The organism is Streptomyces arenae (assembly GCF_022343545.1).
GTDB classification, from domain to species: Bacteria; Actinomycetota; Actinomycetes; order Streptomycetales; family Streptomycetaceae; genus Streptomyces; species Streptomyces humi.
Map to the genome: position 1 here is coordinate 89567 of NZ_JAKQYH010000087.1, position 24118 is coordinate 113684.

The 24118-nt window shown below is 72.5% G+C and carries 21 protein-coding genes; 14 read left to right on the forward strand and 7 right to left on the reverse strand.

The window, feature by feature from the left end; genetic code table 11:
* The first annotated feature begins 113 nt into the window (after positions 1-113).
* From MB828_RS39695 to MB828_RS39710, 4 genes are all read left to right on the forward strand, one after another.
* Complete coding sequence (locus MB828_RS39695) at positions 114-1643, forward strand: flavin-containing monooxygenase (RefSeq protein ID WP_301652401.1); 1530 nt, start codon at positions 114-116, stop codon at positions 1641-1643.
* Positions 1640-2596, forward strand: a complete 957-nt coding sequence (locus MB828_RS39700) for an alpha/beta fold hydrolase (protein WP_301652402.1) — start codon at positions 1640-1642, stop codon at positions 2594-2596. Before MB828_RS39695 ends, MB828_RS39700 begins: the two co-directional genes overlap by 4 nt.
* Positions 2593-3477: an SDR family oxidoreductase gene (locus tag MB828_RS39705; RefSeq protein WP_301652403.1), complete on the forward strand. Its 885-nt coding sequence runs from the start codon at positions 2593-2595 to the stop codon at positions 3475-3477. The genes MB828_RS39700 and MB828_RS39705 overlap by 4 nt, the downstream gene beginning before the upstream one ends.
* Positions 3478-3565: 88 nt before the next feature.
* A complete protein-coding gene (locus MB828_RS39710) occupies positions 3566-3781 on the forward strand; it encodes a hypothetical protein (RefSeq protein WP_046732939.1) in 216 nt (71 codons plus the stop codon).
* Positions 3782-3967: 186 nt separating this feature from the next.
* On the opposite strand, the gene MB828_RS39715 is transcribed toward MB828_RS39710, so the two are convergent.
* Positions 3968-7240: a S41 family peptidase gene (locus MB828_RS39715; protein WP_301652404.1), complete on the reverse strand. Its 3273-nt coding sequence runs from the start codon at positions 7238-7240 to the stop codon at positions 3968-3970.
* Positions 7241-7443: 203 nt separating this feature from the next.
* On the opposite strand from MB828_RS39715, the gene MB828_RS39720 reads away from it, so the two are divergent.
* The 9 genes from MB828_RS39720 (at position 7444) to MB828_RS39760 (ending at position 18616) form a co-directional block, all read left to right on the forward strand.
* Positions 7444-8043: a TetR/AcrR family transcriptional regulator gene (locus tag MB828_RS39720; RefSeq protein WP_301652405.1), complete on the forward strand. Its 600-nt coding sequence runs from the start codon at positions 7444-7446 to the stop codon at positions 8041-8043.
* 124 nt (positions 8044-8167) lie between these two features.
* Positions 8168-10411, forward strand: a complete 2244-nt coding sequence (locus MB828_RS39725; RefSeq protein WP_301652406.1) for an MMPL family transporter — start codon at positions 8168-8170, stop codon at positions 10409-10411.
* A gap of 139 nt (positions 10412-10550) precedes the next feature.
* Positions 10551-11069 carry a YbaK/EbsC family protein gene (locus MB828_RS39730; protein WP_301652407.1) on the forward strand — a complete coding sequence of 173 codons (519 nt, stop codon included), beginning with the start codon at positions 10551-10553 and terminating at the stop codon, positions 11067-11069.
* The gene (locus MB828_RS39735; RefSeq protein ID WP_301652408.1) at positions 11066-11911 is read left to right on the forward strand and encodes a DMT family transporter; all 846 of its coding nucleotides are present in this window, start codon (positions 11066-11068) and stop codon (positions 11909-11911) included. The genes MB828_RS39730 and MB828_RS39735 overlap by 4 nt, the downstream gene beginning before the upstream one ends.
* Before the next feature lie 235 nt (positions 11912-12146).
* The gene (locus MB828_RS39740) at positions 12147-13088 is read left to right on the forward strand and encodes an ABC transporter ATP-binding protein (protein ID WP_301652551.1); all 942 of its coding nucleotides are present in this window, start codon (positions 12147-12149) and stop codon (positions 13086-13088) included.
* Positions 13085-14452, forward strand: coding sequence for an ABC transporter permease (locus tag MB828_RS39745; protein WP_301652409.1), 1368 nt, complete (start codon positions 13085-13087; stop codon positions 14450-14452). Before MB828_RS39740 ends, MB828_RS39745 begins: the two co-directional genes overlap by 4 nt.
* A 14-nt stretch (positions 14453-14466) precedes the next feature.
* Positions 14467-17220 carry a bifunctional YncE family protein/alkaline phosphatase family protein gene (locus MB828_RS39750; RefSeq protein ID WP_301652410.1) on the forward strand — a complete coding sequence of 918 codons (2754 nt, stop codon included), beginning with the start codon at positions 14467-14469 and terminating at the stop codon, positions 17218-17220.
* A 150-nt stretch (positions 17221-17370) separates the two neighbouring features.
* Positions 17371-18252, forward strand: a complete 882-nt coding sequence (locus MB828_RS39755) for an NAD(P)-dependent oxidoreductase (protein ID WP_133027957.1) — start codon at positions 17371-17373, stop codon at positions 18250-18252.
* An 88-nt stretch (positions 18253-18340) separates the two neighbouring features.
* A complete protein-coding gene (locus MB828_RS39760) occupies positions 18341-18616 on the forward strand; it encodes a DUF1876 domain-containing protein (RefSeq protein ID WP_046732929.1) in 276 nt (91 codons plus the stop codon).
* A gap of 78 nt (positions 18617-18694) precedes the next feature.
* On the opposite strand, the gene MB828_RS39765 is transcribed toward MB828_RS39760, so the two are convergent.
* The 6 genes from MB828_RS39765 to MB828_RS39790 form a co-directional block, all read right to left on the reverse strand.
* A complete protein-coding gene (locus tag MB828_RS39765) occupies positions 18695-19864 on the reverse strand; it encodes a serine hydrolase domain-containing protein (protein ID WP_301652411.1) in 1170 nt (389 codons plus the stop codon).
* A 52-nt stretch (positions 19865-19916) separates the two neighbouring features.
* Positions 19917-20321, reverse strand: coding sequence for an organic hydroperoxide resistance protein (locus tag MB828_RS39770; protein WP_207920937.1), 405 nt, complete (start codon positions 20319-20321; stop codon positions 19917-19919).
* 193 nt (positions 20322-20514) lie between these two features.
* Complete coding sequence (locus tag MB828_RS39775; RefSeq protein ID WP_301652412.1) at positions 20515-20976, reverse strand: MarR family winged helix-turn-helix transcriptional regulator; 462 nt, start codon at positions 20974-20976, stop codon at positions 20515-20517.
* A gap of 53 nt (positions 20977-21029) precedes the next feature.
* Positions 21030-21803 (reverse strand): energy-coupling factor ABC transporter ATP-binding protein, encoded by a 774-nt coding sequence (locus MB828_RS39780; RefSeq protein WP_301652413.1) that lies wholly within the window; start codon positions 21801-21803, stop codon positions 21030-21032.
* Positions 21791-22552, reverse strand: a complete 762-nt coding sequence (gene cbiQ / locus MB828_RS39785) for a cobalt ECF transporter T component CbiQ (protein ID WP_301652414.1) — start codon at positions 22550-22552, stop codon at positions 21791-21793. Before cbiQ ends, MB828_RS39780 begins: the two co-directional genes overlap by 13 nt.
* Position 22553: 1 nt before the next feature.
* Positions 22554-23591 (reverse strand): energy-coupling factor ABC transporter permease, encoded by a 1038-nt coding sequence (locus tag MB828_RS39790; RefSeq protein ID WP_301652415.1) that lies wholly within the window; start codon positions 23589-23591, stop codon positions 22554-22556.
* Between the two features lie 163 nt (positions 23592-23754).
* Here MB828_RS39790 and MB828_RS39795 point away from each other — a divergent pair, with 163 nt between their 5' ends.
* Positions 23755-24102 (forward strand): SsgA family sporulation/cell division regulator, encoded by a 348-nt coding sequence (locus MB828_RS39795; protein WP_046732922.1) that lies wholly within the window; start codon positions 23755-23757, stop codon positions 24100-24102.
* Positions 24103-24118 lie beyond the last annotated feature (16 nt).

Consider the following 24118-nt stretch of genomic DNA (forward strand, 5'->3'; position numbering starts at 1 on the left):
CTGATGCGAACGTCCTCCGCACAGCCCCTACCCATCAGTACGGAGCTGCCCTAAAGTGCGACTGCGCCAGTGATTACTGGCGTAATCGCGGTCGAGGGTGTGGAGGCTCCGGGATGGCCCAGCACGAACATGTCAGGGTGGCGGTGATCGGGTCCGGGTTCGGCGGACTGGGCGCGGCCGTACGGTTGCGCAGGGAGGGGATCACCGACTTCGTCGTCCTGGAACGAGCCGGCAGCGTCGGCGGCACCTGGCGCGACAACAGCTATCCGGGGTGCGCCTGCGACGTGCCCTCCCACCTCTACTCCTTCTCCTTCGCGCCCAACCCCGACTGGCCGCGCACCTTCTCCGGGCAGGAGCACATCCGCGCCTATCTGGAGCACGTCACGGACGTGTTCGGGCTCCGCCCCCACCTGCGTTTCAACGCCGAGGTGACGCGGATGACCTGGGACACGGAGCAGCTGCGCTGGGACATCGAGACCGCCGCCGGCACCTTCTCCGCCGACGTCGTCGTCTCCGCCACCGGGCCGCTGTCCGACCCGAAGATCCCCGGGATCCCGGGGCTGGACTCCTTCCCGGGGAAGGTCTTCCACTCGGCCCGCTGGGACCACGACTACGACCTGCGCGGCAAGCGGGTGGCCATGGTCGGCACCGGCGCCTCCGCGATCCAGATCGTGCCCGCCGTCCAGCCTGAGGTCGCGCACCTCACCCTCTTCCAGCGCACCCCGCCCTGGGTGATGCCCCGCATGGACCGTGCCATCGGCACCGCCGAGCGCGGGCTGCACCGGGCGCTGCCCTTCACCACCCGGGCCCGCCGCGGGTTCCTGTGGGGCGTCCGGGAACTCCAGGTCCAGGCGTTCACCAAGCGCCCCGACGAGCTCGGCCTGGTCGAGAAGCTGGCCCTGCGCAACATGCACCGGGCCGTCAAGGACCCGGCGCTGCGGGCCAGGCTCACCCCGGACTACCGGATCGGCTGCAAGCGGATTCTGCTGTCCAGCACCTACTATCCGGCGCTCACCCGGCCGAACGTGGACGTGGTGGCGAGCGGGCTCGCCGAGGTCCGCGGTTCGACGGTGGTCGCCGCCGACGGCAGCACCGCCGAGGTCGACGCGATCATCTTCGGCACCGGCTTCCACGTCACCGACATGCCGATCGCGGAGCGGGTCGTCGGCGCCGACGGGCGCACCCTCGCGGAGTCCTGGAAGGGCGGCATGCAGGCGCTGCGCGGTGCCGCGGCCGCCGGGTTCCCCAACTGGATGACGATCATCGGGCCCAACACCGGTCTCGGGAACTCCTCCATGATCCTCATGATCGAGTCCCAGCTGAACTACCTGGCCGACTATCTGCGCCAGCTCACGGTCCTCGGCGGCCGGGCGGCCCTCGACGCGCGCCCCGGCGCGGTGGCTGCCTGGAACCACAAGGTCCAGGAGCGCATGAAGCGCACTGTCTGGAACACCGGTGGCTGCACCAGCTGGTACCTGGACGCGGAGGGCCGCAACACCACCATCTGGCCCGGTACGACGACCGAGTTCCGGCGCGCGACCCAGCGGGTGGACCTCGCGGAGTACGACGTGATCCGCCCGCCCCTGCCGGACGGCGCGGGCCCCGCGCACGGCACCAGGTCCGGCGCGGAGGTGGGCGCGTGAGCCGGCTCGGCCATGTGACCGGCGGCCCCTACGCCCCGCCGGTGCCCGCCCGGGAACTCACCGTCGTGTCCGCCGACGGCGCCCGCCTGCACGTCGAGGTGCACGGCCCCGACGGCGCGCCGTCCGTCGTCCTCGCCCACGGCTGGACCTGCTCGACCGCCTTCTGGGCCGCGCAGATCCGGGAACTGGCGGTGGACCACCGGGTCGTCGCCTACGACCAGCGGGGCCACGGGCGCAGCCCCGCGAGCCCGGCGTGCACCACCCGCGCGCTGGCGGACGACCTGGAGGCGGTGCTGGCCGGGACCCTCGCGCGCGGCGAACGCGCCGTGATCGTCGGCCACTCCATGGGCGGCATGACCGTGATGGCGGCCGCCGGCCGCCCCCGCTTCCAGGAGCATGCCGCCGCCGTTCTGCTGTGCAGCACCGGCAGTTCGCGGCTGATCGCGGAGGCCCTTGTCATACCGATGCGCGCCGGGGCGGTACGCACCTGGCTCACGGCGCGCGTCCTGGGCTCGCGCGCCCCGCTGGGGCCGGTCACGCCCGTCGCGAAGCGCGTCCTCAAGTACGCGACCATGGGCCCCGGTTCCGCCCCGCACATGGTGGAGGCGTGCGCGCGGATCGTGCACGCCTGCCCGAGTTCCGTACGGCACGCCTGGGCGGGCGTCCTCGCGGGACTCGACCTGGAGGCCGGCGTACGGGAGTTGGACGTGCCCACGGCGGTCGTCACCGGCACCGCCGACCGGCTCACGCCCCCGTCGCACGCCCGCGCGCTGGCCGCCGCGCTGCCGCACTCCCTCGGTCTCACCGAGCTGCCCGGCATGGGCCACATGACGCCGGTCGAGGCGCCGGAGGCGGTCAACGCAAGGATCCGGGAGCTCGTCACCCAGTACGTGACGGTCACCCCGGAGGACACCGGCGCCGCGGCGCCCGAGCGGATCACGGAGGGCTCATGAGCAGGGTCGGTCTCGAAGGACAGGTCGCCGTCGTCACCGGGGCGGCGCGCGGGGTCGGCGAGCTGCTCGCCCGCAAGCTCTCCGCGCGCGGGGCGCGGATCGCGCTGGTCGGCCTGGAGGAGGACGCGCTCAAGGAGGTCTCGGGGCGGCTGCACACCGACAGCGCCCACTGGTACGCCGACGTCACCGACCACGAGGCGATGAGCCGGGCCGCGGCCGAGGTCAAGGAGCGGTTCGGCAAGGTCGACATCGTGGTGGCCAACGCCGGGGTGGCGAACGGCGGTCCGTTCGCCGACTCGGATCCGGTGGCCTGGCGGCGGGTGATCGAGGTCAACCTGATCGGCTCGGCGGTGACGGCGCGGGCGTTCCTGCCGGTGCTCACCGAGAGCCGCGGCTACCTGCTTCAGGTCGCCTCGCTGGCCGCGATCACACCGGCGCCGATGATGACGGCGTACTGCGCGTCCAAGTCCGGGGTGGAGGCGTACGCGCACAGTCTGCGCGCCGAGGTCGGCCACCGGGGCGTGCGCGTCGGTGTCGCGTACCTGTCCTGGACGGACACCGACATGGTGCGCGGCGCCGACCAGGACGACGTGATGCGGGAGTTGCGGCAGCGGCTGCCGTGGCCGTCGAACAAGACGTACCCGCTGGGCCCGGCGGTGGACCGGATGGTGGCCGGGATCGAACGGCGGTCGGCGCACGTGTACGGGCAGTGGTGGCTGCGCGGGATGCAGGGCGTGCGCGGATACCTGCCGGCGCTCATCGGGACGGTCGGGCAGCGCGAGATGAAGCGGTTCGCACCCCGCTTGCAGGGCATGCGCACCGGTCTCGTCGGTGCAGGTGGGGCGGCCGACGAGGAGGCGCGCGCTACACACCGTAACTGATCGAAATGCGCGCGGAGTCGGGCCGTGTGAACCTGGTCGAGGCCCCACCGAGGGCCGATCCCCTCACCCTCCACAGGAGTGAACCCACATGGGTATGAAGGACAAGGCCGGCAAGATGCAGGACCAGGGCAAGCAGAAGATCCGCGAGGCCCAGGACCAGGCCAAGCAGCGCGGCCAGCAGACGCAGGAGCGCGGCCACCAGGCTCAGCAGCACGGCCAGCAGACGCGTGACCGTGGTCGCCAGGACATGGACGACACGGAGCAGGAGATGCGCGACCGGTTCAACCAGGACTACGACGCGTAGTCGTCGCACTGGCCTGACCGACAGATGTGGGGCGCCCTTCGTTGCGGAGGGTGCCCTGCGTCTTTTTTTGGGGGGCAGCGGTTGGGGGCATGTGCGGGTGGGTGGGGGCTTGTCGCGCAGTTCCCCGCGCCCCTTCGGGGCGCGCAGTTTCAGGGCTGGCAGTTCCCCGCGTCCCTTCGGGGCGCTCTAGGGGGCCGTGGGGCGCGGGGGGAGCTTGGGGCGGGAGCGGTCGGGGACCTCGCTGTGGTCGGGGGGGATCGCCGCCGGGTGGTCGGTGAGGAGGTCCAGGGCCAGCTGGATCGCCTCGTCCATCTCCACGTGGCGGCCCTCCGCCCAGTCCAGGGGGGTGCGCAGGACCTCGCGGTCGGGGGCGACGCCGTGGTTCTCGACGGACCAGCCGTACTCCTCGAACCAGGCCGCGTTCATCGGCACCGTGATCACCGTGCCGTCGCCGAGCTGGTGCCGGCCGGTCATGCCGACCACTCCGCCCCAGGTGCGCTGCCCGACCACCGGGCCGAGCCGGAGCAGTTTGATCGCGGCCGTGATCATGTCGCCGTCGGAGGAGGTCGCCTCGTCGGTGAGCGCCACGATCGGGCCGCGCGGTGCGTTGGAGGCGTACGACACCGGCTGGGCGTTCCTGGTCAGGTCCCAGCCGAGGATGGTCCGGGTGAGCTTCTCCACGACGAGTTCGCTGATGTGGCCGCCCGCGTTGCCCCGCACGTCGACGATGAGCGCGGGCCGGGACACCTCCCCGCGCAGATCGCGGTTGAACTGGGCCCAGCCCGAGCCGCCCATGTCGGGGATGTGCAGGTAGCCGCACTTGCCGCCGCTCATCTCCCGGACCACCTCACGGCGTTTGGCCACCCAGTCCTGGTAGCGCAGCGGCCGTTCGTCGATCAGCGGGAGGACGGCGACCCGGCGCGGCGGCCCGGACTCGCCCTCGCCCGGGGTGAACGTCAGCTCCACGGTCGTACCGCCTGCTCCCGCGAGCAGCGGGTACGGACCGGCCACCGGGTCCACCGGCCGGCCGTCGACGTGGGTGAGCACCGCGCCCTCGCGGATCCCGGTGCCGGCCAGCGGGGAGCGTGCCTTGGAGTCGGAGGAGTCACCCGGCAGGATCCGTTTCACCGTCCAGCCGCCGTCCCGGCGTACCAGGTTGGCGCCGAGCAGACCCTGGAGGCGCTGGTAGTGGGGCGGGCCCTCGTTGCGCCGGGCGGGGCTGACATAGGCGTGCGAGGTGCCCAGTTCGCCGAGGAGTTCGCGCATCAGGTCGGCGAACTCGTCGGGGGAGGCGACGCGTTCGACCAGTGGACGGTACTGGTCGAGCACGCCGTCCCAGTCGATGCCGCACATCCCCGGGTCCCAGAAGTAGTCCCGGATGAGGCGGCCGGCCTCGGCGTACGCCTGGCGCCACTCGGCGGGCGGGTCGACCTGGTGCAGGATGCGGCGCAGGTCGATCCAGACGGTCGTGTCGCCGTCGCCGGACTCGGTCGAGGGCACGGCGCGCAGTTCGCCCTCGTCGACCACCACCAGCCGGCTGCCGTCGCCGCTGACGGTGAACCAGTCGAGGTGGTCGACGAGTTCGGCCTTCTTCGCCTTGACGATGTTGAAGTACTCCAGGGTCGGCCGGCCGCTGGTGTCGGCGGGGTTGGCGAAGGTCTCGCCGAGCGCGCCCGAGATGGGCCAGCGCAGCCAGACCAGACCGCCGCCCGCGACCGGATACAGCGCCGAGTACTTCGAGGCGGCGACCGGGAACGGGGTCACCCGGCTCGCCAGCCCCTCGACCTCGACGGTCACCGCGCTGCCGTCGCCGGGTTCCTCCTCCTCGACGGGGTCCAGGCCGCCCGCGGCCGGCCGTCCGTCCGGGTTGAGGGCGAAGGGGGAGGGAGTGGCCGAGGAGAGCGGGACCAGGTACGGGCGGCAGCCCAGCGGGAAGGAGAGGTCGCCGGTGTGGACGTCGTACACCGGGTCGAAGCCGCGCCAGGAGAGGAAGGCGAGGTAGCGGCCGTCGCGGGTGAACACCGGGTTCTCGTCCTCGAAGCGGCCGTTGGTGACGTCGATGACGAGCCGGTCGCTGATCCGGGCCAGCTTGATCTGCCGCAGGGTGCGTCCGATCCCCGGGTGCGACCAGGTCAGCCAGGTCCCGTCCGGTGAGAAGGCCAGGTCGCGGACGGGTCCGTTGAGGGAGTGGATCAGCTCGGTGACCACGTCGGCGGGGGTCTCGTCCGCGACCTCCTCCGGGACGTCGATCAGCAGCAGCCGGCCGTCGTGCGACGCCACCGCCAGCCGCTCGCCCAGCGGGTCGGAGACGAGTTCGAGCACCCGGCCCAGCCGCCCGGAGGCCAGCCGCAGCGGCGGCCGGTCGCCGCTCGCCCGGGGCAGCGAGGCGATCTCGACCGCGTCCTCGCCGTCGGCGTCGGTGACGTAGGCGATCCGCCCGGTCGAGCCCAGCATCTCCGGGAGCCGTACCCGTACCCCCGGGGTGTCCGCGATGGTGCGGGCCGGGCCGTCGCGGTGGGTGAGCCAGTACAGGCTGCCGCGTACGACGACGGCGCTGGCCCGGCCCGTCTCGTCGACGGAGACACCGTCGACGTGCTGGGCGGCCGGCACCTGGTAGGGGCGGCGTCCGGCCCGCGGCCCGGACAGCCGTACGTCCAGCCTGCGCGGTGCCGCGTCCGGGCCGAGGTCGTCCACGAGCCACAGGTCGCCCGCGCACTGGTACACCACCCGGGTGCCGTCGCTGGCGGCGTGCCGGGCGTAGAAGGCGTCGTGGTCGGTGTGCCGTCGCAGGTCGGAGCCGTCGTGGGCGCAGGAGTAGAGGTTGCCGACGCCCTCGTGGTCGGAGAGGAAGGCGATCCGGCCGCCGACGAACATGGGGGCGCACAGATGGCCGCCGAGGTCCGGCAGCAGCCGCTGCCCGTGCAGCCACAGCCGGCCCATGGCGCCGCCCCGGTAGCGCTTCCAGCCGGCCGGTTCGTGCGGCGGGGTGCCGGTGAGCAGCAGGGTCCTGCGTTCGCCCGCGAGGTCGGCGACCTGGATGTCGGCGACCGGTCCCCAGGGCAGCTTGCGGCCCGGGTCGCCGTCGGTGGAGACCTTGTAGGCCCAGGTGAAGTAGGAGAACGGCTGCCCGTGCGAGGCGACCGCGAGGATGTCGGCCGTGCCGTCCTGGTCGGGGGGCGTCCAGCCGCACACCTGGGTGTCGGCGCTGCCCCAGTACGTCAGCTGCCGGCCGGGGCCGCCGTCGACGTCGACCAGGTGGATCTCGGGCACCAGGCTGCGCCAGCTCGTGTAGGCGACCTGGCGGCCGTCGGGGGAGAAGCGCGGGTGGCCCACCTTGGTGCGGTCGACGGTGAGCCGCCAGGCGCGGCCCGGGGTGTCGAGGGAGGTCAGCCAGAGGTCGTCCTCGGCCACGAAGCACAACAGGTCGCCGCTCAGGTGCGGCAGGCGCAGATAGCTCACCTCCCCATGCTTTTCCGGCCCGGGTGGGGGAGCAACTTGTGGGGACGTCCGCCTTCCCGCCGACGTTCCTGTCGGCGTTCCCGCCGGCGTTCGCGGCCGCGTGAGACAGCACACGTACGAAACGGTTTCGTTTCTGTAGAACGCAGGGTATCTTCATGGATGTACGCACGACGATGCCGACGGAGCAACGGAGGGTGAGTGGCATGACTGAGGTCGCAACGGCGCGTCGCAGTCGGATCACACCCGAGCGCGAGGCCGAGCTGTACGAGGCCGTGCTCGACCTGCTCCGTGAGGTCGGCTACGACGCCCTCACCATGGACGCCGTCGCCGCCCGCACCAAGTCCAGCAAGGCCACCCTCTACCGCCAGTGGGGCGGGAAGGCCGAGCTGGTGGCCAAGGCGGTGCGCCACAACAAGCCGGGCGGCTTCGGCAACATCGACACCGGTTCGCTCAAGGGCGACCTGCACGCCCTCACGCTGCGCTCGGACGACTGCCAGATGGAGCAGAACTCCGCGCTCATGCGCGGGCTCGCCATGGCGATCCACGGCAGCCCGGATCTCCTGGCGGCGTTCAAGGAGCACCTGATCGAGCCGGAGATGGCCGAGTTCCGCCGGGTGCTCCAGAGGGCGATCGACCGGGGCGAGATCCATGCGGACAACCCGGCGATCGACTTCGTGATGCACATGATGATCGGCGGTTTCGCCGCCCGTTCCCTGATCGACGAGCAGCCGCCCACCCAGGCCTTCCTGCTGAAGTACATCGACGCCGTGGTGCTCCCCGCTCTCGGCGTCCGCACCCACTGACCCCTCCCCGCAGCCTGCCCACCTGACGCCTCCGCTCACGTCGTCGGGCCGATCACCCCTGCCACCCACCGGGCTGATCACCCCTGCCCTGCACACCCCACGACCTGACCAGGAGTACGCCCTCGTGGCCACGTTCCTCTACAAGCTGGGCCGGCTCGCCTTTCGGCGACGGCACTTCGTCGCCCTCATCTGGGTCGCGCTGCTGACCCTCGCGGGGGTCGGCGCGGCCAGTGCCCCCGCCGCGGGCTCCACGTCCTTCTCGATCCCCGGCACGGAGGCCCAGAAGGCCTTCGACCTGCTGGACCAGCGCTTCCCCGGCTCCAGTTCGGACGGCGCCACCGCACGGGTCGTCTTCAAGGCCCCGGCGGGCGAGAAGATCTCCGACACGCTGAACAAGGCGACCGTCGAGAAGACCGTGAAGAAGCTCGCCGACGGCTCCGAGGTCACCTCCGTCGCCGACCCGTTCCAGACGAAGGCCGTCAGCCAGGACGGCACCGTCGCCTACGCCTCGGTGCGCTACGCCGTCTCCGGCATGGAGCTCAAGGACTCCTCGCGGGACGCGCTGGAGGCCGCCGGGCACGACGCGCAGAAGGCCGGGCTGACCGTCGAGATCGGCGGTGACGCCCTCCAGGCCGGAGCCGAGCCGGGGGCGGCCGGCGAGGTCGTCGGCCTCGCCATCGCCGCCGTCGTCCTCGTCATCACCCTCGGGTCGCTGGTCGCGGCCGGGCTGCCGCTGCTGACGGCGATCATCGGCGTCGGCATCGGCGTCTCCACCATCACCGTCCTCGCCAAGGCGCTCGACCTCGGCGACACCACCTCCACGCTGGCGCTGATGATCGGCCTGGCCGTCGGCATCGACTACGCGCTGTTCATCGTCTCCCGCTACCGCGGCGAGCTGGCCGAGGGCCGCGACCGTGAGGAAGCGGTCGGCCGCGCGGCCGGCACCGCGGGCTCGGCGGTGGTCTTCGCGGGCCTCACGGTCGTGATCGCGCTGGCCGGCCTGTCCGTCGTCGGCGTCCCGATGCTCACCAAGATGGGCCTCGCCGCGGCCGGCACGGTCGTGGTCTCCGTCCTGATCGCGCTGACCATGATCCCGGCCCTGCTCGGCTACGCGGGCAAGCGGGTCAGGGCGGCCGGCGAGAAGCGCCGCGGCCGCCGCGACACCGCCCCCGCCACCCCCGCCACCCCCGGCGCCCTCGCCAGGAGGCCCGGTCTGGGCGAACGCTGGGCGAGCTTCGTCGTCCGCCGTCCGGCCGCCGTGCTGCTGCTCGGCGTGGTCGGCCTCGGCGCGGTCGCCCTCCCCGCCTCCCAGCTGGAGCTGGGCCTGCCCGACGACGGCTCGCAGCCGACGTCCACCACCCAGCGCCGCGCCTACGACCTCCTCTCGGACGGCTTCGGCCCCGGCTTCAACGGCCCGCTGATGATCGTGGTCGACGCCAAGGAAAGCGCCGACCCGAAGGCCGCCGCCACCACGGTCACCGACGGCATCAAGGGCCTCAAGGACGTCGCGTCCGTCAGCCCGGCGATGTTCAACCCGGCCGGCGACACCGCGACGATCACCGTGGTCCCGTCGTCCAAGCCGTCCTCCGTGCGCACCGAGGACCTGGTGCACGCCATCCGTTCCGAGGGCACCGAGGTCAAGGCGGACACGGACGCACGGGTCCTGGTCACCGGCACCACCGCGATGAACATCGACTTCTCGCAGAAGCTCAACGACGCGCTGGTCCCGTACCTGGCGCTGGTGGTCGGCCTCGCCTTCCTCCTGCTGATCGCGGTCTTCCGCTCCGTCCTCGTCCCGCTGAAGGCGGCCCTCGGCTTCCTGCTCAGCGTGCTCGCCGCGCTCGGCGCCGTCGTCGCGGTCTTCCAGTGGGGCTGGCTCGGCGGCCTGCTCGGCGTCGAACAGACCGGGCCGATCATGTCGATGATGCCGATCTTCATGGTGGGCGTGGTCTTCGGACTCGCCATGGACTACGAGGTGTTCCTCGTGACCCGGATGCGGGAGGCGTACGTCCACGGTGAGACGCCCGGCCAGGCCGTGGTGACCGGCTTCCGGCACAGCGCCCGCGTGGTGGGCGCCGCCGCGGTCATCATGATGTCCGTCTTCGGAGGCTTCATCACCTCCAGCGAGTCGATGATCAAGATGATCGGCTTCGGTCTCGCCATCGCCGTCTTCTTCGACGCGTTCGTGGTCCGCATGGCCATCGTGCCCGCGGTGCTCGCCCTCCTCGGCAAGCGTGCCTGGTGGCTGCCGAGGTGGCTGGACCGCGCGCTGCCCAACGTCGACGTCGAGGGCGAGGGCCTGCGCACGGCCGCCGACGCCGACGCCGACGGCCGGGGTGACGGGGACCGCGAGCTGGTCCGCGCCTGACACAGGCGCCTGACACAGGCGCACGGCGCGACAGACCGCCGGTGAGGGTCCGTGGGGACGGGGCGCCCTCACCGGCTTCCCCGTGTATCCCGCACCTAACCACTCGCCGCGCCTTCCCCCGTCCCGTTAGCGTGCCCCCATGACGACAGCCGCCACTGACGCCGACGCCGGGGGCCCGGGAGCCCATCCTCGTTTCGCCGCCGCCCTGGAGGCACTGGGGCTCGGCGAACTGACCGCCCGGGTCCGGCGCTTCCCGGACGCCACCCGGACCGCCGCCGAGGCCGCCGCGGCGGTCGGCTGCGACCTGAGCCAGATCTGCAAGTCGCTGATCTTCGCAGCCGACGGGGTGCCGGTGCTGGTACTGATGGACGGCGCCTCCCGGGTCGACGTGGAACTCGTCCGCAGGGAGCTCGGCGCCGCGAAGGTGACGCGGGCCGGGGCCGACGTCGTACGGGAGACGACCGGGTACGCCATCGGAGGCGTGCCGCCGTTCGGGCACCGTACCCGCACCCGCGTGCTCGCCGACCGGGCGCTGCTGCGGCACGACGTGGTGTGGGCCGCCGCCGGCGACCCGCACGCGGTCTTCCCGATCGCGCCCGCCGCCCTGGTGGAGCACGCCGGCGCCACGGTCGCGGACGTGCGCGAGCCCTCCGCGTGACCCCACTGGTCACCGCGGCCGTCCTGGTCGCCGCGGTCACCCACGCCAGCTGGAACGCGATCGCCCACCGGATCACCGACAAGCTCGTCGGCTCCTCCCTGATCGCGGCCGGCGGGGTGCTGATCGGGCTGCTGCTGATGCCGTTCGCCGCGGTCCCGGCGGCCGCCGCCCTGCCGTACCTGCTCGCCTCCGCCGTCGTCCACGTCGCCTACTTCACGCTGCTGATGCTGTCCTTCCGGCTCGGCGACTTCGGGCAGGCGTACCCGATCGCACGCGGTACCGCGCCGTTGCTGGTCACCCTGTTCGCCGCGGTGTTCGCGGACGAGGTGCCGAACGCCCCGGCGGCCGCGGGGATCGCGGTGTCCTGCGCCGGGCTCACCGGCGTAGCGCTGTGGGGGCTGCGCGGCCGCCGGCCCGACTGGGCGGCGATCGGCGCCGCCCTCGGTACCGGCCTGACGATCGCCGCGTACACCGTCCTCGACGGCCTCGGGGTACGGGCGTCGGGGTCCTCCGTCGGGTACATCGCCTGGCTGATGGTCCTCCAGGGACTGGCGATCCCGGCCTACGCCGTCGCCCGCAGACGCGGTGAACTGCGCACCGCGGCCCGTCCGTTCGCGGCCCTGGGGCTGTTCGGCGCGCTCCTGTCCGTCCTCGCCTACGGGCTGGTCCTGTGGGCCCAGACCCGGGCCGAACTCGCCCCGGTCGCCGCCCTGCGCGAATCCTCGATCATCGTCGGCGCGGCCATCGGCGCGGTCTTCTTCAAGGAGCGGTTCGGAGCGCCCAGGATCGCGGCGGCCGGACTGCTGGTCATCGGCATCGGCCTGATGCTGCACGCTGGTTAGCGGGCCCGCGGCTTTCCTGTCCGCGCCGGTCAGCGGGCCCGTGGCTGTCCTGCCCGCGCCGGGCCGCGCGGCCGCCGCCCCTGACCGGTAAGGGACTTGAGCCGGCTGTCCGTCCACCGGACTTGCCGTTGCCTTGACGAACCGTTCGTCGAACGTTCAGCCGACTGTCTGTGCCCGGGTTGTGTGCTCTCCATAAGGTCCCTGCGGATCGCGGAAGAAGGGACGCATGGGACTCATGGACACACACCGCGCAGTCCGGGCCCGCGGGATCACCAAGTGCTTCGGTGACGTCGTCGCCCTCGACGGTGTCGACCTGGATGTGACGCAAGGCCAGATCCATGGTCTGGTCGGCCCCAACGGCGCCGGGAAGACGACACTGCTGGGCCTGCTGCTGGGCCTGGCCGCCGCCGACGGCGGGCGGCTGGAGATCCTGGGCACCCCGGTCGAACGGGCGCTCACCGCCCCCGACGGCGTCGCCGGCTTCGTGGACGCGCCCGGTCTCTACCCCTCGCTCACCGCCCGGCAGAACCTCGCCGCGCTCGCCGCCCTCCGCGGCCTGGACACCGGCCCGGCCGGCATCGACGACGTGCTCGGCGAGGTCGGGCTCACCGACGTCGCCGACGACAAGGCCCGCGGCTTCTCGCTCGGCATGCGGCAGCGCCTCGGACTCGCCGCGGCCCTGCTCACCAGACCCCGGCTGCTGGTGCTCGACGAGCCCTCCAACGGCCTCGACCCGTCCGGCAAGAGGCATGTGCACGGGGTCCTCGGCCGGCTCGCCGCCGACGGCACCGCCGTGGTCCTCTCCAGCCACCGGATGGACGACCTGGAGGCGCTCTGCTCCGAGGTCACCATCCTCGCCACCGGACGCGTCGTGTTCTCCGGTCCGCTGGGCAAGCTGGCCGCCGAGAACCGTGAACTCGACTACCGGCTGCGCACCTCCGACACCGGGGCCGCCCGCCGGATCGCCGGTGACACCAGCGGGATCCGGATCGTCGACGACAGCGGCATACGGCAGGACGCCGACGTACTCGTCGTACGCGGCCTGGTGCCCGCCCTCGACGAGCTCGTCACGAAGGTCGTGCACGCCGGCGTCGCGGTCCGCGAACTCGCGCCCGTCGTCTCGCCGTTGGAGGCCGCGTTCCTCGCCCTCACCGAACAGCAGGAGGCCGGCCGATGACGGCGACCACCGCCCCCGCCACCGGGTCCGCGCCGGCCGAGCCGCCCGCCGCGCGCCGGGTCCCGGTCTTCCGCGGCTACCGGTTCGAGCTGGTGAAGCTGGTCTCGCAGTGGCGGATCCGGCTGCTGGTGACGGCCTGCTGGATCGCGCCCGCGCTGTTCGTGGCCGGGGTGAGTGAACAGAGCACGCTGCCCGCCGACACGCTCTTCGGCCGCTGGATGCACGCGACCGGCTGGGCGGGCCCGCTGGTGATGCTCGGCTTCGCGGGCACCTGGGCGCTGCCGCTGCTGACGTCGGTGGTCGCCGGAGACGTGTTCGCCGCCGAGGACCGGCTCGGCACCTGGCGCCACCTGCTGGTCGCGGTCCGCTCGCCCACGCGGATCTTCCTGGCGAAGGCGCTGGCGAGCCTCACCGTCATCCTGCTGCTGGTGGCCGGACTGGCCGTCTCCAGCACCCTCGGCGGGCTGCTGGCGGTCGGCGACCAGCCGCTGGTCGGCCTCGACGGGCACCTGCTCGCGCCCGGGGACACGGCCGTCCGGGTCCTGCTCGCCTGGGCCGCGGCCCTCGCCCCGACCCTCGCCCTCGCCGCGATCGGACTGCTCGGCTCGGTCGCCCTCGGCCGGTCCCCGATGGGGCTGCTGCTGCCCCCGGTCGTCGCGCTCGCGATGTCGGTCGCCCAGATGCTGCCGCTGCCCGTCGCCGTACGCCTCGCCCTGCCCGGCTACGCCTACACCTCCTGGAACGGCCTGTTCACCAGCCCCGCCCAGCTCGCCCCGCTGCTGACCGGCGTCACGGTCAGCCTGGTGTGGGCGGTGCTCGCGACCGCCCTGGCCCACGCGCTGTTCGTACGACGGGACTTCACCAACCCGGCCTACGACGGCTCGGGGCGCCGCGCGTTCACCCTCGGCGTGCTGCCGCTGGCCGCGCTGACCGCCGTCACCGTCGGGGCGGTCGCCGTGGCCACCCCCTCGACGGGCTCCGGCATCCACCAGGACAAGGTGCAGAAGTCCCTCGCGACGGTCTTCGCGCACCTCTACCGCCTGCAGACGCAGGAACTCCATCGACCCGCCGTCACCGAGACACAGTTGGGGGCCACGGCGGCGTGCACCAAGAGCGACGGCCAGGCCGCCCAGGAGGGCGCGGGGAACGACTGGCGTTGCGTGGTCAGCTGGCACCTCCCCGGCGTTCCGGTGACGGGGACGGCGGTCTACCAGCTCGACATCACCTCGGACGGGCGGTTCGTGGCCGACGGCGACGGTCCGAAGGAAGTCAACGGCTACTTCCTCGTGCGGACCCCGACCGGCGACGCCCCGAATCCGCTGTGGCAGTTCGACGGCAACGTCGACCTGCTCGACACCCAGTGAAGGGAAACAGTTCCGTGCAGGTAACCCGCCAGCGCCGGATCAGCCAGAAAAGACACGTCAACCTCTTCGGCCACCGCGTCGGCCGCCGGGCCACGATGGTGACGGCCGGTATCGCCGTCGCCCTCGGCGTCACCGGCACCGCGGTCGCCTCGACGTACCAGTTCGGCACCCAGCAGGTCGGCCAGACCACCGCCAACGGCCAGGTCGTCTCCGCCGACCAGTACATCAACCCCTACGGCAGCCGCAGCGTCATCAACGACGGCAAGATCATGTCGTCGACGGTCAGCCCGGACGGCAGCCACCTGGCCGCCTCGGTCGCGGACGGCGACGCGTCCCTGGTGGTCGTCGACCTGAGCACCGGTCAGGTCAAGCAGAAGATCGGCACCAGCGCGGCGGACGACCTGCGCATCAGCAGCGGCGCGGTCGGCCAGGAGGGCCCGACGTACTCGCCCGACGGCAAGCAGCTGTGGCTGGGCCAGGCGAACGGCTACACCAGGTTCACCGTCAACGCGGACGGGACCCTCGCCAACCCCACGGCCGTACCGATCGCGGCCGACGGCTCCAAGCAGGCGCTGGTGGGCGCCGCCGTGTTCTCAGCCGACGGCTCCACCGTGTACTCCGCGGTCAACGGCCAGAACAAGGTGGTCGCGATAGACGCGGCGACCGGCACCGTCAAGCGGACCTGGGCCGTCGGCAACGCCCCGCGCGGTGTCGCCCTGGTCGGCGGCAAGCTCTACGTCAGCAACGAGGGCGGCCGACCGGCCGAGGCCGGCGACACCACCATCAACTCCTACGGCACCGGCGTCGTGGCGAACCCGAAGACCGGCGCCAGCACAACCGGCACGGTCAGCGTCATCGACACCACGGACCCGTCCGCCGTCGTCTCCACCGTCGACGTCGGCCTGCACCCGACCGCCGTGTACGCGAGCAAGGGCGCGGTGTTCGTCACCAACACCGCCGACAACAGCGTCTCGGTCATCGACAGCCGCAAGGACAAGGTCGTCCAGACCATCGCCACCCAGCCGTGGCCCGAGGCGTCCGTCGGCTACGAGCCGAACGCGGTCACCCTCACCGACGACGGCCGGCTCCTGGTGACCCTCGGCCGCGCCAACGCCGTCGCCGTCTTCCGCTACACCTCCGCGCAGCAGCCCGCCCGCTACGTCGGCCTGGTCCCCACGGACTACTACCCGTCGGGGATCACCGCCCTCGGCAAGAAGATCGTCGTCGCCAACACCCGTGGCATCGATGCCCTGCGCCCCGACGCCGCCGGCCACAACACCCACGACACCACGTCGAGCCTCACCCAGTTCACGATGCCCAGCGACCAGGTCGTCAGGGCCGAGACGAACAAGGTGTTCAAGCAGAACGGCTGGACGTCCAACTCGGTCAGGACGGCGAAGAGCGACAGCCACAAGAAGGCCGTCCCGGTCCCGAAGCGGATCGGCGACCCCTCGACGATCAAGCACGTCTTCCTGCTCGTCAAGGAGAACCGCACCTACGACCAGGTCTTCGGCGACATCCCGCAGGGCAACGGCAACTCCTCGCTCACCCAGTTCGGCGCGAACGTCACGCCCAACCAGCATGCCCTGGCCCAGCAGTTCGGGCTGTACGACAACTTCTACGACATCGGCACCAACTCCGCCGAGGGCCACAACTGGCTGATGCAGTCGGACAACCCGGAGTACACCGAGTCGTCGGCCGGCGAGTACACGCGCAGCTACGACACCGAGGACGACGTCCTCGGCCACCAGAAGACCGGGTTCATCTGGACCGGCGCGCAGGCGGCCGGCCAGTCCGTGAAGGACTTCGGCGAGTTCCAGTCGTACGAGAGCAAGCCGGCCGGGGCCACCTGGCAGAACCTGTACTGCGACAGCAAGAACATGGCCGCGACCGGGGCCGGGACCGCCTACCCGATCAAGACGGGCTCGGCGATCCCCTCGCTCAACGACGTGTCGGTGCAGGGCTTCCCGCTGTTCGACCTCAACGTCCCGGACATCTACAAAGAGCAGATCTGGAAGCAGGACTTCGAGAAGAACGGCCCGGCGAACCTGAACATGTTCTGGTTCTCCAACGACCACACCGGCGGCCCCGCCAACGCCGCCGCCGAGGTCGCCGACAACGACCTCGCGGTCGGCCGGATGGTCGACGAGATCACCCACAGCAAGTACTGGAAGGACTCGGCGATCTTCGTCGTCGAGGACGACTCCCAGGCGGGCCTCGACCACGTCGACGGCCACCGCGCCCCGGTCCAGGTCATCAGCCCGTACGCCCAGCACGGCAAGGTCGACGACCACTACTACTCGCAGATCACCATGGTCCGCACCGTCGAGCAGATCCTCGGGATCCACCCGATGAACCAGCTCGACAGCGCGGCCACCCCGATGTACGGGGCGTTCACCGGCAAGGCGGACGACACGCCGTTCACCGCGGTCCCGAACCGGACCTCGCTGACCCTCGGCGTGAGCCCGCAGCCGTCCTGCGGTCCGGACACCCCGGCGGCCCAGGACACCAGGGCGGCGGCCGCGCCGACCTCCGTGGCGGTGCCGGCGGCCGAGCAGCAGGTCGCGGCGCAGTGGCGGAGCTGGGCCTCGCACCAGCGGCTGACCGGCAAGAACGCGGTGCCGGACTACGCCAACCCCACCCAGATGAACCGCTACACCTGGTACCAGACCCACAACTGGACCAAGCCGTACCCGGGTGACAAGAAGATCTACACGCCGGACGACGTTCCGGGCGCCTACCTGCCGTCGTCGGAGAACGACGGCTGACCGGCCCCGTCCACGCCCACGACACCAGGGACCCCGGCCGGCGCCGGGGTCCCTGGTGTCCTCCGTCCCGGAACGGGTAGGCGTCGCGCGCGCAGCGGCCCGCCGTGGGCCAAGCTGGGCCTGCGGAACCTCCGAGGACAGGGAGACGTCATGACCGACAAGCCGACCGTCGCCGTGCTGGGCACCGGCATCATGGGCGCCGCGATGGCACGCAGCCTCCTCAGGGCCGGGCACACCGTCCGCGCCTGGAACCGCACCCGCGCCAAGGCCGAGCCGCTGACGGCCGACGGCGCCCAGGTCACCGACACCCCGGCCGAGGCCGTCGAGGGCGCCGACGTCGTCGTGACCATGCTGTACGACGGCGCCACCGCCCTGGCGGCCCTGCGCGAGTCCGCCACCGCGCTGCGCTCCGGCCTGGTCTGGGTCCAGTCGACCACCGCGGGACTCGACCAGATCCCCGACCTGGCCGCGTTCGCGAGCGAGCACGGCCTGGTCTTCTACGACGCCCCGGTGCTCGGCACCCGCCAGCCCGCCGAGGCCGGACAGCTCACCGTCCTGGCCGCCGGGCCCGAGCAGGGCCGGGAACTGGTCACGCCGGTCTTCGACGCCGTCGGCGCCCGCACGGTGTGGACCGGCGAGGACGGCTCGTCCGCCGCCGCGACCCGGCTCAAGCTGGTCGCCAACAGCTGGGTGCTCGCGGTCACCGCGGCCACCGGCGAGGTGGTGGCGCTGGCCCAGGCCCTCGGCGTCGACCCGCAGGACTTCTTCGACATCATCGAGGGCGGCCCGCTCGACATGGGCTATCTGCGGGCGAAGGCCAAGCTGATCCTCGACGGGGGACTGACCCCGCCGTCCTTCGCGGTGGACACCGCCGCGAAGGACGCCCGTCTGATCGTCGGCGCGGGCGCGGGCAACGGCGTACGCCTGGACGTCGCCGAGGCCGCCGCCGAACGGTTCGCCCGGGCCGCCGCCCGGGGGCACGCCGACGAGGACATGGCCGCCGCGTACTTCGCCAGCTACGAGGACAAGTAGCCCCGGCGGCACGTTGGGGGCCCGCGCCGACGTGACGGTCCGGGCCCCGAGGAGCACCCTGGAAGCAGCGATTCCGGAGGTGGTCCCCATGATGCAAACCGCTGTGGGATGGCATGTGGAGCTGGAGTTCCTGGAGGACGACACGCATACCCGCGCGGTGGCCCTGGTCCGGTTGCCCGACGGCACCGAGGTGCGCGCCCACGGCCACGCGAGCCGGCACGACTCCGACAACAACCAGCCCAGGGTCGGCGAGGAGATCGCGGGCGCCCGTGCCCTGAACGAACTGGCCATGCAACTGCTCACCAAGGCGCACGGCGAGATCGACGCGGACTCGGGCCGCCACTCGCACCCGATCAACGTGTGAGGTGGCGCGCGGGCGGCCCCGGTCGCGCGTGGGGCCTGCGAGGCGCCGGCCGCACGGGCCGCGGGGCGTGCGGGGCGGCTACGACAGTGCCGTGCGTACCGCCCGTACCAGCGCCTGGGCGCGCGGGTCCGCCGTCACGCTCTTGCGGAAGCCGTTGGTGACGTAGCCGAAGGCGATGCCCGACTCCGGGTCGGCGAAGCCGAGTGCGCCGCCGCGGCCCGGGTGGCCGAAGGAGGTGGGGGACAGGAGCGGGGACGCGCTGCCGTGCAGCATGTAGCCGAGCCCGAAGCGGGTGGAGATCACCAGGACGCGGTCGGGTCCCGCGGACTGCTCGGCGCGGGCCAGCTCCACGGTCTTTGGGGTGAACAGCCGGCGGCCGCCGTCGACCTCGCCGATCAGCGAGGCGTAGACGCGGGCCAGGCCGTCCGCGGTGGCGATGCCGTTGGAGGCGGGCAGGACGGCCGCCCGGTAGCCGGGGTCGTTCTCGTCCGGGAGCGGGCTGATCGCACCGAACGCCCGGCGGGTCAGCGAGCCGGGGTCGGCGTACGCCTCGGAGACGGCGCGCTTGGGCCGGGTCCGCAGCGCACCCGCGGTCTCCGGCGCCCCGACGGGCCCGACGCGTCCCACGCGCGCCCGCTCCGCCTCCGGCAGTCCGAGCCACAGGTCGGCGCCGGCCGGCCCGGCGATCTCGTCCGCGATCCACTCGCCGGCGCTCCGCCCGGTCACCCGCCGCACCAGCTCGCCGGCCAGCCAGCTGAAGGTCTGGGCGTGGTAGCCGTGGTCGGTGCCCGGCTCCCACACCGGCGCCTGCGCGGCCACCGCGGCGGCGCCGGCGTCGGGATCGGCGGCCTCGGCGGGCGTCAGCGGCCGGTCCAGCACCGGCACGCCCGCGCGGTGCGCGAGCAGCTGCCGTACCAGCGTGCGCTCCTTGCCCGCCGCCTTGAACTCCGGCCAGTACTCGCCCACCGGCGCGTCCAGGTCCAGCTCACCGCGCTGGTGCAGCAGCAGGGGTACGGCGGCGGCGATGCCCTTGGTGGCCGAGCGCACGATCTGGGCGGTGCCCCGCTCCCAGGGCGCCGCGGCCGCGCTGCCGTCGAAGTCCCGGGCGCCGCCCCACAGGTCGACGACCCGGTGGCCGTCCCGGTACACGGTTACCGCCGCGCCCCGGTCACCGAGCTGCTCGAAGTTCCTGGCGAACGCGTCCCTCACCGGCTCGAAGCCCTCGGCCACTGTGCCGTTCACGTCCACGTCCGTACTCCTCGCTCGGCGGCGCCGCTGTTCCCCTTTAGCTGTTCCCCTTTCAACCAAGCACGATCGTCACGTCGATGTTCCCGCGGGTCGCGTTCGAGTACGGGCAGACCTCGTGGGCGGCGTCCACCAGTTTCGCCGCGACGTCCGCGTCCAGCACGGGCAGCGAGACGCTCAGGGCGACCGCGAGGCCGTAGCCGCGCTGCTTGTTCGGGCCGATCCCGACCTTCGCGGCGACCGTGGAGCCGGTGAGGTCGTAGCCGGAGCGGTTGCCGACGAGGATCAGCGCGTTGTGGAAGCAGGAGCTGTAACCGGCCGCGAACAGCTGCTCCGGGTTGGTGCCGTTCCCGTCTCCGCCCAGCGCCGGCGGCATCGCGACCTTGAGGTCGATCAGGCCGTCCTGGCTGGTGACATACCCGTCCCGGCCGCCGTGGGCGGTCGCCTCGGCGACGTACATGATCTTCGTCGGACGGGTGTCTACGGTGGCGCCTTCGATCACGGCGGGACCTCCCCCAGGGCAGAAACAGTGGTGGGCAACACAGAAGTGTGCAAGCACATCGTGCACAAGGTACCGACCGGTAGGAAGCCCTGGGACGGGCAGGGGGGTGGAAACCGTGGGTAACAGGCGGCGACCCGGCCGGTGGCGGCGGCTACACCTGGTGCCAGGCCGCCCGGCCCGCCCGGTCCGCGAGCTCGCGCAGCTCCTCCCGCAGCCGCGCCACCTCCGTCCCGCCCAGCCCGGTCGTCGTGAGCAGCGCGCCCGGTATGCGGGCCGCGCGCTCCCGCAGCTCCTCCGCGCGCTCGGTGCACGCGACGAGCACCGCGCGCTCGTCCCGCTCGGAACGCTCCCGGCGCACCAGACCGGCCGCCGCCAGCCGCTTCAGCAGCGGCGACACCGTGCCGTAGTCGAGGCGGAGCGCGCCGGCCAGCTCCTTCACCGTGGTCTCGCCCCGCTCCCACAGGACGAGCAGCACCAGGTACTGCGGGTAGGTGAGCCCCAGTTCGTCGAGGAGCGGACGGTAGGCGGCGGTCACGGCCCGCTGCGCGGCGTACAGCGCGAAGCACAGCTGGTCGTCCAGCCGCGGCACCCCGGCGTCCTCTTGATGCGTCACCCGCCCATTGTCACGGACGCGGCCACGCGCGGGACGGCCGTCACGGAAACGCGTCACACCTCCCGGCGCCCGGCCGTCGCCGCCCGCGGGTCGAAGCCGAAGGGCAGTTCCAGCCGGTGCGCCCTCATCAGGCCCTCGTCAGCGAGGAGTTGACCCGTGGGACCGTCGGCGGCGATCGTGCCGTCGCTCAGCACCAGGGCGCGCGGGCAGAGCTCCAGGGCGTAGGGCAGGTCGTGCGTCACCATGAGGACGGTCACGTCCAAGGAGCGCAGGATGTCCGCCAGTTCGCGCCGGGAGGCCGGGTCGAGATTGGAGGAGGGCTCGTCGAGGACGAGGATCTCCGGCTCCATGGCGAGGACGGTGGCCACGGCGACCCGGCGCCGCTGCCCGAAGGACAGGTGGTGGGGCGGGCGTTCGGCGAAACCGGCCATGCCCACCTGTTCCAGCGCGGCATGCACGCGCGCGTCGAGCTCCGCGCCCTTCAGGCCGGCCGCCGCGGGCCCGAACGCCACGTCCTCCCGCACGGTCGGCATGAACAGCTGGTCGTCCGGGTCCTGGAAGACGATGCCGACCCGGCGCCGGATCTCCGCCATGTGCCGCTTGCCGACGGGCAGCCCGGCCACCGTCACCGTGCCGGCGCCCCCGCCCAGGATGCCGTTGAGGTGCAGGACGAGGGTGGTCTTCCCGGCGCCGTTCGGACCGAGCAGCGCGACCCGTTCGCCCCGCCCGATCGAGAAGTCGACGCCGAACAGGGCCTGGTGGCCGTCGGGGTAGGCGAAGGCGAGGCCGGAGACCTCCAGCGAGGCGGCAGTGGTCACAGGACCCATCCCAACAGGCAGACGACGAGGGCGGACGAGGGCAGTGCGAGGGCGCGGGTCCACTGGGCCCGGGACGCGGTCACCTCGTCGATGACCGGCATCGAGCCGTCGTACCCCCGGCTCACCATGGCCAGGTGCACGCGCTCCCCGCGTTCGTAGGAGCGGATGAACAGCGCGCCCGCGGACTTCGCGAGCACGCCCCAGTGGCGCACGCCCCGCGCCTCGAAGCCGCGCGACTCCCGGGCGATCCGCATCCGCCGCATCTCGTCGGTGATGACGTCGCCGTAGCGGATCATGAAGGAGGCGATCTGGACCAGCAGCGGCGGGAGCCTGAGCAGCTGGAGGCCCAGCAGCAGTTCACGCAGCTCCGTGGTGGCCGCCAGCAGGACGGACGCGGCGACGCCCAGGGTGCCCTTGGCGAGGACGTTCCAGGCACCCCACAGGCCGTGCACGCTGAGCGAGAGGCCGAGGACCTCGACCCGCTCGCCCTCGGCCACGAACGGCAGCAGCACCGCGAAGGCCACGAACGGCACCTCGATGAGCAGCCTGCGCAGCACGAAGGACGCGGGCACGCGTGCCTGGTGCGCGACACACGCCAGCAGCACGGCGTACAGGCCGAACGCCCACATCGCGGTGCGCGGGGTGGAGACCACGACGACCACGAAGGCGAGGACGGCGGCGAGCTTGGTGTGCGGCGGCAGCGCGTGCACCGGGGAGTGCGCGTGCCGGTAGAGCCGGTGCGTGTGTCCCGCCCCCACCTCAGCGCGCCTCGGCGGCGGCGCTCGTACGGCGCCTGCGCACCGCCCAGAACACCCCGCTGCCCGCGGCCACGGTCGCCCCGACGCCGATCACGCCCGCGAGACCGCCGGAGAGCCGGGCGTCGGAGACGTCCCGGACGCCGTAGTCGGCGAGCGGGGACCCGGCGGCGGCGTGCTCCTCGGCCTTCGCGTCGATGCCGTGGTCGTGGGCGACCTTCTCCAGCCCGTCGGGGTCGGCGGAGGCGTAGAAGCTGACGAAACCGGCGAGCACCACGGAGGCCGCCAGACCCGTGATCCACAGCGCGCGCCGGGAGGTGCGCGCCGCCACGGGCACCGGAGCGGAGGCGGGGGCGTCCACCAGTTCGCCGTTCACCCGCAGCTTCAGCCGCTGCCGCAGCCCGCGCGCCCCGTACACCAGGTCCGGGCGTACCGCGATCACCGCGCCGACCGTGAGCGCGGTGATCGCGGCCTCGCCGAGGCCGATCAGGACATGCACGCCGATCATGGCCGTGGCCACCTTGCCGATGGCCACGTCCGTGGTGCCGCCGACCGCGTAGAGCAGCGTGAAGGCGGCGGCGGCGGCCGGGACGGAGAGCAGCGCGGCGACGAAGGCGGCCGCGGTCACCGAGCGCCGGCCGCGCGGCAGGACCTTCACGAGGCCCCGGAAGACGGCGTACGCGACGACGGTGGTCACCAGCGCCATGTCGGTGATGTTGACGCCGAGCGCGGTCAGGCCGCCGTCCGCGAACAGGACGCCCTGCATCAGCAGCACCACGGACACGCACAGCACGCCCGTGCAGGGGCCGACCAGGATCGCGGCAAGCGCCCCGCCCAGCAGGTGCCCGCTTGTTCCGGCCGCCACGGGGAAGTTGAGCATCTGTACGGCGAAGATGAACGCCGCCACCAGACCGGCCAGCGGAGCCGTCCGCTCGTCGAGTTCCCGCCGTGCGCCCCGCAGGCTGACCGCGAGGGCGCCGGCCGCGACCAGGCCGGTGACCGCTGAGGTGGGGGCGTCGATGAATCCGTCAGGTACGTGCACGCTCAGATTTTAAGGTGCTGTTGCGAATGCTTTGCAAGAGCGAGAGGGACGTATATCCGTTGGTCACCCATCGCGGGCAGGCACGTTCCGGAAAATGTGCGACATTGGAGGGAAAGCGGATGCACAGCTTTCGCACAGATCACGGAGCGCAAAGGGCAGTCCGATGTCTGTAGTCGAGCAGTATGCGCGAGTTCACATCGTCACGGACGACGACGCCCGGGACGAGCCGCCCGCGGTGCCCGTCGTCCTGCGTTACGACCCCGAGGCCGACCCGCGCTCGGTCCGGGTCGGGCTGCCCGGAACCGACGAGTGGACCTTCTCCCGCACGCTGCTGGAGGAGGGCCTCAGGGCGCCGGCCGCCAGCGGTGACGTCCGGGTGTGGCCGCTCGGGCGGGTGCAGGCCGTGGTGGAGTTCCACTCCGACCACGGCACGTCGGTGGTGCAGTTCGAGTCGAAGGCGCTGCTGCGCTTCCTCAGGCGCACCTACATGGCCACCCCCGTCGCCGGCTAGTCCGCGGCCGGAGACC